Origin of the sequence: Bacillus thuringiensis, from assembly GCF_001595725.1 — a bacterium.
In the GTDB taxonomy this organism is placed as follows: domain Bacteria; phylum Bacillota; class Bacilli; order Bacillales; family Bacillaceae_G; genus Bacillus_A; species Bacillus_A thuringiensis_K.
In genome coordinates this window covers 278,482-292,704 of record NZ_CP014283.1, presented here as the reverse complement: position 1 = coordinate 292,704, position 14,223 = coordinate 278,482, and the positions used below count along the sequence as shown (strand labels likewise).

Below are 14,223 nucleotides of genomic sequence, written 5' to 3'. Positions count from 1 at the left end.
TGTTGAGTAGCAATAAAGTTATTTCATTTTTAGAATCAGTTCCTTCTTTCTGAGAAAAAACTTCGTCACTATATTATCTAGATTAATTTGGTTGTATTCTCCAGTTCGAACAAGCTTTAAAAAATAGTTGTAATTTATCTTGAATTGAAAGATGGATAAAAAACATCATCTTTTCTAGTTAAATTTTAGAGATAATAACTTTTTTACACTTGGGGGAGTAAAAACTCTTAAGTTGATAGGAATGTATGGCGACTGCCTTGTCTGTTATTCAAGGATAGTACTTTATATGAGTATGCAATTGTACATATTCATATAAAGTACATAATACATAAAATCCCATAAAGTTATAGTGAAAACATTTCTTTATATGATATTTATTAAGATTCAATGATACCAACAAATTTTATGTTTAATTATAGTAGTAAAATTATTTCGCTTCATGAAGTGATAATAGTATGAAAACTTTTTAAATATAATTTTAAAAAAACAAAGCATTTAATATCAGAAAAATCAAATATTACAAATACGATTTTCTAGTTTACTTATAAAAAACATAGTGATTAAAATGGGGGGGAAGTAAGGACCTTATATTCTATCAAAAACAAATAAAAAACGTGATGCAATTACTCTTTCGAAAAAATTCTATCCTCAAGTGTGTATGAAGAAATTCTAACGTTAGATTTTACAGCATATACGATTAAAATCGTAAAAAATAATAGTAAAGAGGTGTAAGGAATGAAGAGCAAAATTATGGCAGGATTTTTAATAACATCAATTGTTACCGGGGCGACTATTCCTATCAATACTCTCGCAACGCCAATTGTTCAGGCAGAAACAAAACAAGATAATATAGATATTTCCTCGGCATTACGAAAAATAGGTGCACACTCCAAGTTAACACAAACCTTTATCGATGGAGCTTTAGCAAGTCCGAATGTACAACTTGAAGAAGTTCCATCTTTAAATACAACTCAATTTCTAATTAAACAAGATATGAAAGAGTGGTCATCCGAACTTTATCCTAAATTAATTCTATTAAATTCAAAAAGTAAAGGATTTGTAACTAAATTTAATAGTTATTATCCAACATTAAAAGGATTTATAGATAATGGGGAAGATAAAGAAGGGTTTACAGATAGACTGGAAGTCCTTCAAGACATGACCATAACAAACCAAGAAAGTGTGCAACGTCAAATTAATGAGTTAACAGATCTAAAACTACAGGTAGATAAGAAGTTGAAAAATCTTGATACTGATGTGGCAAAAGCACAGAGTGTCCTTAATTCAGAGGGAACAGGAAAAATAGATAAGTTAAAAAATGAAATGCTAGATACAAAAAAATCAATTCAAAATGATTTACAGCAAATAGCATTATTACCTGGGGCTTTAAATGAACAAGGGCTAAAGGTATTCCAAGAAATTTATAGTCTATCGAAAGATATCATTGAACCGGCTGCTCAAACAGCAGTAGTAGCGTATAACAAAGGAAAAGAAATAAACAATGCCATTGTAGACGCAGAGAAGAAAGCAGAACAAGAAGCAAAAGAAAAGGGAAAATCAGCTATAGAAATTGAAGCTGCCAAAAAAGAAGCACGTGAAGCGATAGAGAAAAGTAAAAAAGGCGAAATCGCTGCGGCTGCAGTTACAAAAACGAAAGAATATGACCTTATGAAAGTGATTGATCCTGAAAAAATAAAAAAAACATATAATACTTTTGCTGAAATTAATAAACTAACAGCAGAGCAACGTGCATATTTAAATGATTTAGAGAAACAAAATCAGAAATTATATGACTTAACAACTAAATTAACTGTAGCGGATTTACAAAAATCAATGATTCTTTTCATGCAAAATGATTTGCATACATTTGCTAACCAAGTAGATGGAGAAATTGAGCTAATGAAACGTTACAAAGAGGATTTGGATCTAATAAATAATAGTATTACAAAATTATCGACTGAAGTTGATGCCAATAACACTCAGTCTCAAAAAGATACATTAAGACGATTAAAAAGTGTAACAACTCAACTCGAAGAACAAGTTTATAAATTCTAATATTAAGAACATAGGTTTATCAAAAAGATTATATTGCAACTGAAAATAAGGAGGAGATCAAATGATGAAATTTCCATTTAAGGTTATAACTTTAGCCACTTTAGCAACGGTTATAACTGCTACGAATGGTAGTACTATTCATGCACTTGCACAAGAACAGACAGCTCAGGAACAGAAAATAGAAAATTATGCGTTAGGACCTGATGGATTAAAGAAAGCGTTGGCCGAAACAGGCTCTCATATTCTTGTAATGGATTTGTACGCAAAAACTATGATTAAGCAACCGAATGTAAATTTATCCAACATTGATTTAGGTTCCGGAGGAGGAGAATTAATCAAAAATATTCACCTAAATCAGGAACTGTCACGAATCAATGCAAATTACTGGTTAGATACAGCGAAGCCAAACATTCAAAAAACAGCACGTAATATTGTAAATTATGATGAGCAATTTCAAAACTATTACGACACATTAGTAGACACTGTAAAAAAGAAAGATAAGGTGAGCCTCAAAGAAGGAATAGGGGATTTAATCGATACAATTCATACAAATTCAAATGATGTTACGGAAGTCATTAAGATGTTAGAGGCTTTTAAAACAAAGTTGTATACAAATACTGTAGATTTTAAAAATAATGTTGGTGGTCCAGATGGACAGGGCGGATTGACGGCTATATTAGCTGGAAAACAAGCACTAGTCCCACAACTTCAGGCCGAAATTGAGAATTTACGTTCTACACAGAAATCACATTTTGATAATGTATTAGCCTGGTCAATTGGTGGTGGATTAGGAGCTGCTATTTTAGTTATTGGAACGATTGCAGGAGCGGTAGTAATTGTTGTGACGGGTGGTACAGCTACACCAGCTGTTGTGGGTGGTCTTACAGCTCTAGGAGCCGCTGGTATCGGTTTAGGAACAGCTGCTGGTGTCGAGGCATCTAATCATATGAATTCTTATAATGAAATTTCGAATAAAATCGGAGAATTAAGTATGAAAGCTGATCTGGCTAATCAAGCGGTTATTTCACTTACTAATACCAAGGACACTCTAACATATTTGTATCAGACAGTGGACCAAGCAATCATGTCTCTAACAAGTATTCAGCAACAATGGAATAAAATGGGGGCTAATTATAAAGATTTATATGATAATATCGATCAAATGCAAGAACATAAACTTTCGTTAATACCTGACGATTTAAAAGCTGCTAAACAAAGTTGGAATGATATTCATAAGGACGCAGAATTCATTTCCAAAGACATTGCTTTTAAACAAGAAAAAGCAAACTAAAAATCAATATATATTCATAGGAGGAATTAAAGTGAATAATAATTTTCCTTATAAACTACTTGCTGTATCGACGTTTTTAACCCTGACAACAACTACTGTAGTTTCACCAGTAGCTGCTTTTGCAAGTGAAAGTAAAATAGAACAAACGAGTACGGAAGATATATCTCTTTCTGTAAACAGCGAAAAGATGAAAAAAGCTTTGCAAGATGCTGGGGTATTTGCAAAATCCATGAATGATTACTCTTATTTGTTAATTAATAATCCAGATGTTAACTTTGAAGGAATTGATATTAAAGGATATACAAATCTACCTAGTCAAATAGCACAAGATCAAAAGAATGCAAGAGAGCATGCTACAAAATGGGATGCGCACATAAAAAAACAACTTTTAGATACCCTTACAGGAATTGTAGAGTATGATACCACATTTGACAATTATTACGATACATTAGTAGAAGCAATTAATGAAGGAGATGCAGATACATTAAAAGAAGGCATTACAGATTTACAAGGTGAGATTAAACAAAACCAAGCATATACACAGAATTTAATACAAGAACTAGCTAAGTTAAGAGATAGTATTGGAGAAGATGTCCGAGCATTTGGAGGTCATAAAGATATCTTGCAATCGATTTTAAAAAATCAAGCATCTGGAATAGATGAAGATGAAAAACGCCTAAATGATGTTTTAGAGCAAATAAGACATTTTAAACAAGTAGAATCGGATGGAATAATAACTGTATCATATCCCTCAATCCCTACATGGATTGCTGGAGGTGTAATGATAGGGGTTGCAAGAAATAATTTAGGTACGTTAGAGCCGTTATTAGCTCAATTACGCCAAACGGTTGACTATAAAATAACATTAAATCGTGTAGTTGGGGTTGCGTATAATAATATTGCTGAAATGCAAAATGCAATTGGATCAGCTATTAATGCTCTTACCTATATGTCAGCACAATGGCATGATTTAGATTCTCAGTATTCAGGAGTACTTAATCATATTGATAAAGCATCCCAAAAGGCAGATCAAAATAAATTTAAATTTTTAAAACCTAACCTGAATGCAGCAAAAGATAGTTGGAAAACATTAAGAGCAGATGCATTTACATTAAAAGAAGGAATAAAAACATTAAAAATGGATCCTGTTTCTTCAAAAAAATAGGAAAGTACGGTTTTATTGTAAAGTTTGCTAAAATATAGAGACTTTAAAAACATACTGTTAAATTATTAAATGATTCGTTATATACTAAAAAAGGTGAAGTTGTATCAAGAGCTTCACCTTTTTTTATTGTAGTTGAGTTGTAAGAGCAAGTTTCATCTTGTTTCAATTATGAAAGGGCTTCTTTGAGCCGATTAGTGTATATATAGCTTATTTTGCTATGTACATATTTAATCGACTTGAAGAAGTTCTTTTTGTGTTGCCTTCAAGTTAGGAATCACTTGTATATAGAACATCGGAGGCTAATAGTACACTAAATGAAAAATGCACATAATTTGTGCTCGTTTTTCTCATGAAACAATAGGGGGTTATTTAAAGGAAACGATCTATGATTGCAATTGTATGGAATATCTAAACATTCAAAAGTTAAATACATCCGAACAAATTAAATTTATGCATAATGGACAAATGGTATTAAGAACATTACAAGACATATGTAATGCGAGAAAATTTACTATCATCGCTTGTACCGTAGTAAAGATATTAAAATAAATAGGCACGAGGGCTTATATTTAGATATTACAACTAAAAAATAATGTGAATAACTAGCACAGCTATTAGGCTTTTTTCATTTAGAAAAATACTATGGACATTATTAAAGATCATTATTATTAAATTTTTTTGATTAGATCTGAAATTTTATTAACACTCATACTACTAATAATAAAATCTATTATAAATATATATCTTATATATTAAAAAGAAATAAAGATAAAACTATTATAGGTTATCAAAAATAGGGGGAAACTCTACTCCCACAAGGGAAAATTTGATGTTAGCACGTAAAAAATCATAAATAGTAAAAAATGTATCCGTAGATTCAATAATTATAAGACTTTCAATTCTACAAAAAAGCAGAAAGAAAATCATATGTTTCTACATGAAATCGGAAAGGAATTGATACAAATTACTTTATATTTATCCAACTATGGAAATAGGCTTCATTTTCTTTATTTTGTTAAATAAGCAGTATTTAACGTTCAATTATCCACATTTTATTCAGAAAATGTGGATAATTGTTAACATAACTCACTATTTACACATAACTCACATTATTATTGATGATTTTTATTAGATATATACAACAACACTAGTAGTTACAATGATGTCAGAAAAATACTATTCACATTCGAGTATATTTGTCCTCATATCCACTGTTTTTATAATTTTATTTTTGATTTTTTGTAGGTATTATGAGATAGGTTTTATTACATTAGAAGAATATTCCCTAGTACTATGTGGAGAGTTATATAGTGCTAGAAGAGAATTTGTATAGAAGTGCATAAAAAAAGACTTCATTTTACATGAAGTCCTTCTGATTTTGTATTTATAAATAGAGTAGTAGAAAAGGAGTATGAATGAAACAACTACGAATAGCCCTCTAATTTCGATTTTTTCAAAAATAGAGAGCTCGTTACTATTATTTTATTTCCATTGCGTGTAGCACCTGATCTGGAGCTGTTATTGTTACACCAGCACGTACTAAACGTTCAAAGGTACGCATAAACTCTAGTAAATTAAACTGTTTTGGTAGCTCAATCACACGCAGTTGTTCTTGCGGTAGTTTATCAATTGCTTCAATAAACCATTCACGTACATCACTTGGAATTGTGCGTTCTTTATGGCCACGAACTTTTAGTTTTTCGCGCATTTCAATTTCTAAAGCGATATATGCATGGAGATTCACTCCCTGATCATATGCATATTTTCTAAATAACGTTTCTTCCTGGTATTTTAGATAATTACGGTGATAAGATTCTTCTGTTACTGGTACCGCAAACTTCTGCTTCAATAATGCATGCACATTTTTAAACATCTTTTTAATGTTACGAAGAGAGTACATAGAATAATGTAGGCCGAAATTAAAGATAGCTTGCTCACGGTCACTATTTCTCTCTTTTGGTATATGCTGCGCAATAAGAGGGTAGATACCTTCTTTTGCTGCTGTATCGAGAATTTGATATTGAGATGTTTGATGCAATAGTTTCTTCAACGTATATACAATCTTCGTTGGATATCCTTCTTTTCGATCAACCATGTCACGTAGTCCGCGAATTACACTGCGAATTTGACGATGACAAGTATGCTTTAATACATGAATGAATTTATTCATGTCTGCAGACAATTCACCGATATTCATCTCTTGTAGGACTGCTTCGATAAATTTCGCTTTTCGAGCATAGGTAGCTTTTGGTGTAAATGGATCCCTATGTTGTTCTTCTCCAGCTTCTTTCGAACATAAGAAGTCTGAATGGATAGACAGATATAATGTCGTATATCGTTTTGTATGCTTTACACCTTTTTGCATTTTGCAAATTTTGAATAGGGGATTCCCCGTACATGGTAATACAGTTGTTAATTCCTCGATAACCGCACGGATCTGATGCGGATATTTTTTATGTAAGAAACGATACATCCCACCGAAGTGAGTTTTGTTTCCTCTTTCGTCCTGCTTGTCCAAAGAACGCTTTAATGTTGTTTCCGTATGTTGTTGCATTGCGATGTCTAAGAATAGTTTCTTAGCTGCTACAGATAGCTTAAAGAAATCCTTTGTAAATACAACAGGGCTAATATATACGTACGGATTTGCTTTTTCTGTTTCCTCATTCATAAAATGAGTGAGTTTGATTGTATAACGGCCATCTACTCCATTTTCGATGGAGATAATGTTATGTAAGTTTAATTTCTTTAATGCGATATAGAATTGAGAGTGTTGGATATAAGCAAATTCTTCTTTATATTGCTTGTAATCTTCCCACATCATATGTATGGTTACATTTGGAATGACACCGTTTGTATAGCATTTTTTATGTAAGTACAAGAACACTTCAAGATCAGCATTCGTAATACCGTATAATTTATGTTTTCGTCCTGCTTTTTCTGCAAGTGTAGACATTGCTCGACGTGAAAAAGATGGTTTGGCTTTTTCGACAAAACCTTCTACATCCGCAATACGCTCTTCGTATGTCATGTGCTGCAGAATATCTTCTAAATATGTATCTTTATAGCTGTAGTATTTCTCCTCAAATGTTTCCACAAACTTTTGCCAAGATTTGAGTGTTACTAAAACTGCGTTTGTTGTTTTCCCATTTAAGCTACGTTGATTACGTATCACAAATGCTTTTCCCATCTTTTTCACCTCCGTTCTACAAATTCAGAAATATATGTCAAAATACTATAAAATATACCAATTTTGATTATAGCAAAATGAAAATTGCTGAAATGTGCTCCTTTAAGAAGAAAATTAGTAACTTGCAACAGCTTATGAAGCTAGTTGTATCAAGGGATAAGAGAATTTCATGATTTTTTTTTGTGTTAAGGATACCGCAAACGTGTTGCAAGTTGTTTGATATGTATAAAAGTAAGTGAAAAAGCAACTAAACCCTTGGTATATAAAGGATTATAGTGAAAATGGTAGGGAAGTTAGGGAAAGGATACCGCAAACATGTTGCAAGTTAGTAAACGTAATCATTAAAAATGAATTGTAATAATTACCCTTGATATAAAAGGACTTGTTGATATTTATAGAATGAAAGTAGGGAAAGGATACCGCAAACAGTGTTGCATCTTGTGAGAAAAATAAGGGCATGCATACCGCAAACGTGTTGCAAGTTGGATGATATGTATAAAAGTAAATGGAAAAGCACTTAAACCCTTGGTATATAAAGGTTTAGAGTGAAGATGATAGAAAAGTTAGGGAAAGGATACCGCAAACATGTTGCATATTATGTATGTAACTTATTAAAAATATGAGATAAATAGCTTAAAAACTTTAAAATGACATGATTTTTTTAAAATTACTTAGTTGAGAAATAAATTATACTGTTGCAAGTTGAAAGAGATAGGGAAAGGATACCGCAAACGTGTTGCAAGTTGATTAGAAATAGGTAAGAGAAAGAGCAAACGTGTTGTAAGTTGAGAAATATAAGGCAAACAAAGCGCAAAAAGAATGTAAGTAAGGGAAAATAGGTAAGAGGAGAACAAACTGTTGCAAGTTGAAGGGTTAAGGAAAGCAAGGCGCAAAAGAAATGTAGGAAGAAGAAATAGGGAAAAGAAAGAGCAGCATGTTGTAAGTTGAGAAATATAAGGCAAACAAAGCGCAAAAGGAATGTAAGTAAGGGGAAATAGGTAAGAGAAAGAGCAGCATGTTGTAAGTTGAGAAATATAAGGCAAACAAAGCGCAAAAGGAATGTAAGTAAGGGGAAATAGGTAAGAGAAAGAGCAAACTGTTGCAAGTTGAGGAGTTAAGGAAAGTAAAGAGCAAAAGAAATATAGGAAGAAGAAAAAAGGAAAAGAAAGAGCAGTATGTTGCAAGTTAAGGAGTTTAGGAAAGCAAGGCGCAAAAGGAATGCAAGTAAAGAAGAATAGGGAAAGAAAGAGCAGCATATTGCAAGTTAAGGAGTTAAGGAAAGCAAAGAGCAAAAGAAATGCAAGTAGGTAGAAATAAGGAAGAGAAGGAGCAGTATGTTGCAAGTTAAGGAGTTAAGGAAAGCAAAGCGCAAAAGAAATGCAAGTAGGTAGAAATAAGGAAGAGAAGGAGCAGTATGTTGCAAGTTAAGGAGTTAAGGAAAGCAAAGCGCAAAAGAAATGCAAGTAGGTAGAAATAAGGAAGAGAAGGAGCAGTATGTTGCAAGTTAAAGAGTTAAGGAAAGCAAAGCAAAGCGCAAAAAGTGTGCAAGTTGAAAGAAATAGGTAAGAGAAAGAGCAACCTGTTGCAAGTTAAAGAGTTAAGGCAAACAAAGCGCAAAAGGAATGTAAGTAAGAGGGAATAGGTAAGAGGAAAAACAACCTGTTGCAAGTTAAAGAGTTAAGGCAAACAAAGCGCAAAAGGAATATAAGTAAGGGGGAATAGGTAAGAGGAAGAACAACCTGTTGCAAGTTGAGAAATGTAAGGCAAACAAAGCGCAAAAGGGAATGTAAGTAGAAATAGGTAAGAGAAAGAGCAACTGTTGCAAGTTGAGGAGTTAAGGAAAGTAAAGAGCAAAAGAAATGCAAGAAAAGAAGAATAGGGAAAGAAAGAAACAAAAATTTGTAAATATCTGTTACAATAAATTAAATATAATAGTAGTTAAGATTTTTATACTGAGAATTATTTTATTGTGATCCATGGTTTAGGGAGGAAAAGAAAGTGGATAACTTATTACAAATGTTTCGAGATGCATTGTTAATCTCTGAGCCAATTTATAAAACTAACGAGCTAGTATGGAATAAGTGGAATGCATACTTTAAAGATGTTGAAAACAATAATAATAAGGTACTTACATCACCCCATGCTTCTCCATCATTTACTGCATTAGTATCTTGGTTAGAGAAAAAGCAAGAGTCCGGAATTACATTAGTACAAATTTATGCGAAAATTGATTCTTATAAAGAAGAAATATATAAAGAAATTGAATTATTTATAGAAAAAGAATTTCAAGATGTAGTACATTCTAATTCCGTGATATTGGAAAATGATCAAAATATAGATAAGCCAAATATAGTGAATCACGAGGATTATTACGAGGTAAATAACTCTGCTGTTTATTATAAATTAAGAGATGGGATTGCAAAGAATCAATTTGAAGAAGATGAAATAAGTAAGGTCTTACAATATCCCATTGAAACGAGGTCTTCTAATGGTGTAGCTCAACTTTCTTCACACAAAGATGAAGATTTAAGACTTACCAATATAGAAGAAGCAGCTCGATGGAATACCCTTGTAGATGACGTAATGAGTAATATGGATGATTTAACGGCAGATTGCTTAGATGCAATCACAATACAGTGGATTAATGAAGCAAAATCTCCAGATGATTTTATTGACTTTTCTTATGAACAAGTTTTAGAGATGTGCAATATTCCAAAAACAGTTGTTAAAAATAAAGAATACTATAGAGCGGAAGATAAAATTAAGATAGCAAAGAGAATTGCAGCTTTAGCAAGTATTTTTATCTATTTAAATGATGATAATGAAGTCGTTGTATTAAATGACCGTGATGATGAGGGGGAACGTTTAGAATTAAAGCGTGAAGTTATCAAAAGATTATTTGTATTAGATTCAGTTGTTTTATGGAGACATAGTGTTACTAATGAATACATGGGCATTGAATCTTGTCGTATTAAGCCGGGTAGCTTTTTAACTAATTATTTGTATGGATCAAATAATACAACAGCCCTATTGTCTAAAAAAGCACTTGAATACAATAGTTATAGACACAAATATCATAAAAGGTTAATTCGATACTTAACATGGCAATGGAGAATTAGACAAATGTATTCATCATTGAAAAAGCCATATTCTATAGGTGGGGACAAAGGACTACTAGCAGTAATGGATATCCCAAAAGATTGGAAGCCGAATCGTATTAGAGAACAGTTAGAAAATGTTCTAATGGATTTAGAAAATGAAAAAGTAATCTCTCATTGGGAGTATAGTGATCCACTGGATGAACAACAAATTGGGAAACGTAATTGGTTTAAAAATTATTACAATAACTTAGGAATAACGATTTTACCACCTGAAGAAATGCTACAGTCAATGGATAGGGTAATAGGAAAGAAGAGTATAGAGGAACCACAAGAGAAGTTACCGGAAGTAACAGTTGTTAAAGAAATAAAGAAGACTGTAGAATCAGTCGAACAAATAGAGAAAAAGATCCGTGACCAAATACTGAAAGTACACAATGAAAAAAAGGTAAGCATTCGTGAAATAGCAGATGAAATGAGTATTTCTCCATCGACATTATCTAGATTTTGTAATTATAAAACAAAACGTTTATCTAAAAAGGCGTTAGAAAAGTTAACGAAATGGTGTGAAAGACAAGAAATATTAGAAAAGATGTAACATAGACTAAATATTTCTTTTAATAATATTCAAATTAAAAATACACATACATTATGTATGTGTATTTTACTTATTATCACTAATAATAGTCTGGATTTTCTTTATTTATGGCGGTTTTGGCAGGTGAAGATCCTACTGGAAAGTCATTATAGTTATGCTGTTTAATCCACTGCAATTAAATTTCTTGTCTTATCGATATGGTTCAGTAACATACGATACTCTTCTTCATACATAGTTATACGTTGTAGAAGAGATTGATTCTCTGTTTTTAAATCTTCAATTTGATTTTGTAACTTTGTCAATTCATTCACATCTTTATAATTTTGTAGAAAGAGAATAATATCATCTAATGTAATAGACAAAGATTTTTTTTCTTTTTCTGATGGGGAGAGGGGAATGTTGTTTCCCATTTTTCGGTCTTGTTTTGCTTGTTGTATTTCTTCTTGGTATTGTTTTCTCACATATGAATTCCAACGAAATCCACAAGCTGCGGGTGTTCTAGCTAGTAGTTTTGCTACTTCTTTGAATGCAGCTAACTGTGTTCCACCGTTACGAATATTCTGAAGTACTGTTGATGCGAGAAGTAAATCGTTATCATCAGTCCAGGAATCTTGTCTTGAGATTACCACGTTTTAACCCCCCTTATATGTTTTATATTATATATATGCAATTACTCAAAATGATAGAAGTTCAACTTCTCTTGAAATAATTGGGAGTAAGTTGGTAGAAGTATGTATGATTTTACATGCAAAATTGCATTTAAGGTTGACTATTCCATAAGTTGTAACTATACCGGTTACAGCAATGCAACTGAATTAATAAAGTTGTTGGTATGAATTGGTTGTATTAATGATGTATAAACAAATATTAAGGAATGAATGGAGTTGAAAATATAGTCCTACATATAAAACGTTTGTATAAAAAGAAATTAGATAATATACATTTTTTTATAAATATATATTAATAAAGAGAGGTTCACGTTTTGAAAATTTTTAAGGGAATTCTAGTTTCTTCAATTGCATTAACAGCATTTAATGGGGTAGGCGGACTACTTCCAAATGAAAAATCAGAAGTTGCCTATGCGGCTACTTACAATTATTCAAATAAGCAATTGAATTCTACTGTACATAAGCAAGTTACTAAACAATTAATTTTGAAATTTAAAAATGAAGCGAATTTACCACATCAGGATGGAATAGAAAAATTCATTAAAGAAGAAAAACAAGATCCTGAATTAATTGGAATTTTAGCTGAATATCCAAATGTAACTATAAATCGACTTTTTAATTCTTTAAATCCTAAAGAAATTAAAAATCTTGGTAAAGAAATAAAAGATTCCGATCATATTTCTTCTAATTTGCTAAACTATTATATTGTTGAAACTCAAGATGATATTGATGTACAAGCATTACTTACAAAATTTGAAAAATCATCTCTTGTTGAAACGGCGTATTTACAGGAAGAAGAGGCGCCACCAGCAGAGCGTTTGCCAAACTTATCTGTTAATCCATATGATGAGTCTAGACTTACAAGACAAGGTTACCTTGAACCAGCACCATTAGGAATTAATGCACCTTATGCCTGGAGCATAAAAGGTGGAGATGGAAAAGGAACTACTTTCGTAGATATGGAGTATGGGTGGTTATTTAATCATGAGGATTTAGTGAATCAAAAGATTGAACTGATATCTGGACAGAATAAAAGCGAGCACCATGATCATGGTACCTCAGTCTTAGGAATTGTTTCGGCAGAGGATAATAACATAGGTGGAATCGGGATCGCACCGAAAGCTAAGGTAAAGGTTGTATCTCAGATTAGGGATAACGGAAATTATAATACAGCTGATGCTATTTTAAGCGCGGTTAACAATATGCAAGCTGGAGATATTCTTTTACTAGAGGCACAAGCAACTTACGATGGATATGGAGATAAGAACTATTTTCCTGTGGAAGTAAAACCAGACATATTTGATGCAATTCGTATGGGAACAAATAAGGGAATTATTATTATTGAAGCAGGTGCAAACGGCGGAAATGACTTGGATCAATTTAGAGACCGTAATGGTAAACAAGTTTTAAATCGTAATAGTCCTGATTTTAAAGATTCAGGGGCAATTATGGTTGGGGCAGCTTCTGCAAGGGTTCCTCATAAGCGTTCATATTTCTCTAATTACGGTAGTAGAGTGGATGTGTATGGATGGGGGAATGCAGTAGATACTACAGATGCTAAACCAAGTGAATTTATAACAAATCTATATACATCTAGTTTTGCTGGAACATCTAGCGCATCACCTATTATTGCTGGTGCTGCAGCATCAATTCAAGGAATTGCAAAAAATAATCAGGGGAGAGTATATACACCAAGACAGCTTAGGGATATTTTAAGTGATTCTAGCACCAGAACGAAATCCAATGATCCAACTTCTGATAAAATTGGTGTTTTACCTGACTTAAAAGCTATTTTATCTAAACTTGGTTTTTCACCAAACTTAGGTAATGATTCTTCCATTGTATTTCCTGAGGAACAAGAAATAAATAAAGGAAATAAGGGAAATGAAGGATCTACTATAACATTCCCGAAAGAAGATACCGCTAATAGTGGAGAGGACTCTAGCTTTATTTTCCCAGAATAATAGAAATACTTCCTATTAAGCATGGGGCAAAATAGTTTACTCAATAAGAACAAAGGATATGAATTCAATAGAAATATGAATTTATATCCTTTTTATTTTAAGCTGTTTTTACTACCTTACAAAAACGTAATGTTAGCGTAATGGAAATGAATTTTCGCAGCCAATAGATTAGGATATAATTTTTGTGAGAAAAGATA

7 protein-coding genes are annotated in these 14,223 nt (G+C 32.1%); 5 read left to right on the top strand and 2 right to left on the bottom strand.

The annotated features are described in order from the left end of the window. Positions 1-735: 735 nt before the first annotated feature. The 3 genes from AXW78_RS27445 to AXW78_RS27435 all read left to right on the top strand — a co-directional run bounded on the left by AXW78_RS27445 (position 736) and on the right by AXW78_RS27435 (position 4,511). On the top strand, positions 736-2,055 hold the full coding sequence (locus tag AXW78_RS27445) for a hemolysin BL lytic component L2 (protein ID WP_000836973.1): 1,320 nt from the start codon (positions 736-738) through the stop codon (positions 2,053-2,055). Positions 2,056-2,116: 61 nt separating this feature from the next. Further along, the gene (locus tag AXW78_RS27440; protein ID WP_000975322.1) at positions 2,117-3,346 is read left to right on the top strand and encodes a hemolysin BL lytic component L1; all 1,230 of its coding nucleotides are present in this window, start codon (positions 2,117-2,119) and stop codon (positions 3,344-3,346) included. 31 nt (positions 3,347-3,377) lie between these two features. Further along, positions 3,378-4,511 carry a hemolysin BL binding component B gene (locus tag AXW78_RS27435; protein ID WP_001063467.1) on the top strand — a complete coding sequence of 378 codons (1,134 nt, stop codon included), beginning with the start codon at positions 3,378-3,380 and terminating at the stop codon, positions 4,509-4,511. Between the two features lie 1,477 nt (positions 4,512-5,988). On the opposite strand, the gene AXW78_RS27430 is transcribed toward AXW78_RS27435, so the two are convergent. Beyond that, positions 5,989-7,698, bottom strand: a complete 1,710-nt coding sequence (locus tag AXW78_RS27430) for a hypothetical protein (protein ID WP_061884953.1) — start codon at positions 7,696-7,698, stop codon at positions 5,989-5,991. A gap of 1,998 nt (positions 7,699-9,696) precedes the next feature. Between AXW78_RS27430 and AXW78_RS27425 the strand changes: the two genes are divergently transcribed. Then, positions 9,697-11,394, top strand: coding sequence for a helix-turn-helix domain-containing protein (locus AXW78_RS27425; protein ID WP_000369379.1), 1,698 nt, complete (start codon positions 9,697-9,699; stop codon positions 11,392-11,394). A gap of 161 nt (positions 11,395-11,555) precedes the next feature. Here the strand turns inward: AXW78_RS27425 and AXW78_RS27420 are convergent, their stop codons facing one another. Further along, positions 11,556-12,023: an RsfA family transcriptional regulator gene (locus tag AXW78_RS27420; protein ID WP_000237076.1), complete on the bottom strand. Its 468-nt coding sequence runs from the start codon at positions 12,021-12,023 to the stop codon at positions 11,556-11,558. A gap of 353 nt (positions 12,024-12,376) precedes the next feature. Here AXW78_RS27420 and AXW78_RS27415 point away from each other — a divergent pair, with 353 nt between their 5' ends. Further along, positions 12,377-14,026: a S8 family peptidase gene (locus AXW78_RS27415; protein WP_000688773.1), complete on the top strand. Its 1,650-nt coding sequence runs from the start codon at positions 12,377-12,379 to the stop codon at positions 14,024-14,026. Positions 14,027-14,223 lie beyond the last annotated feature (197 nt).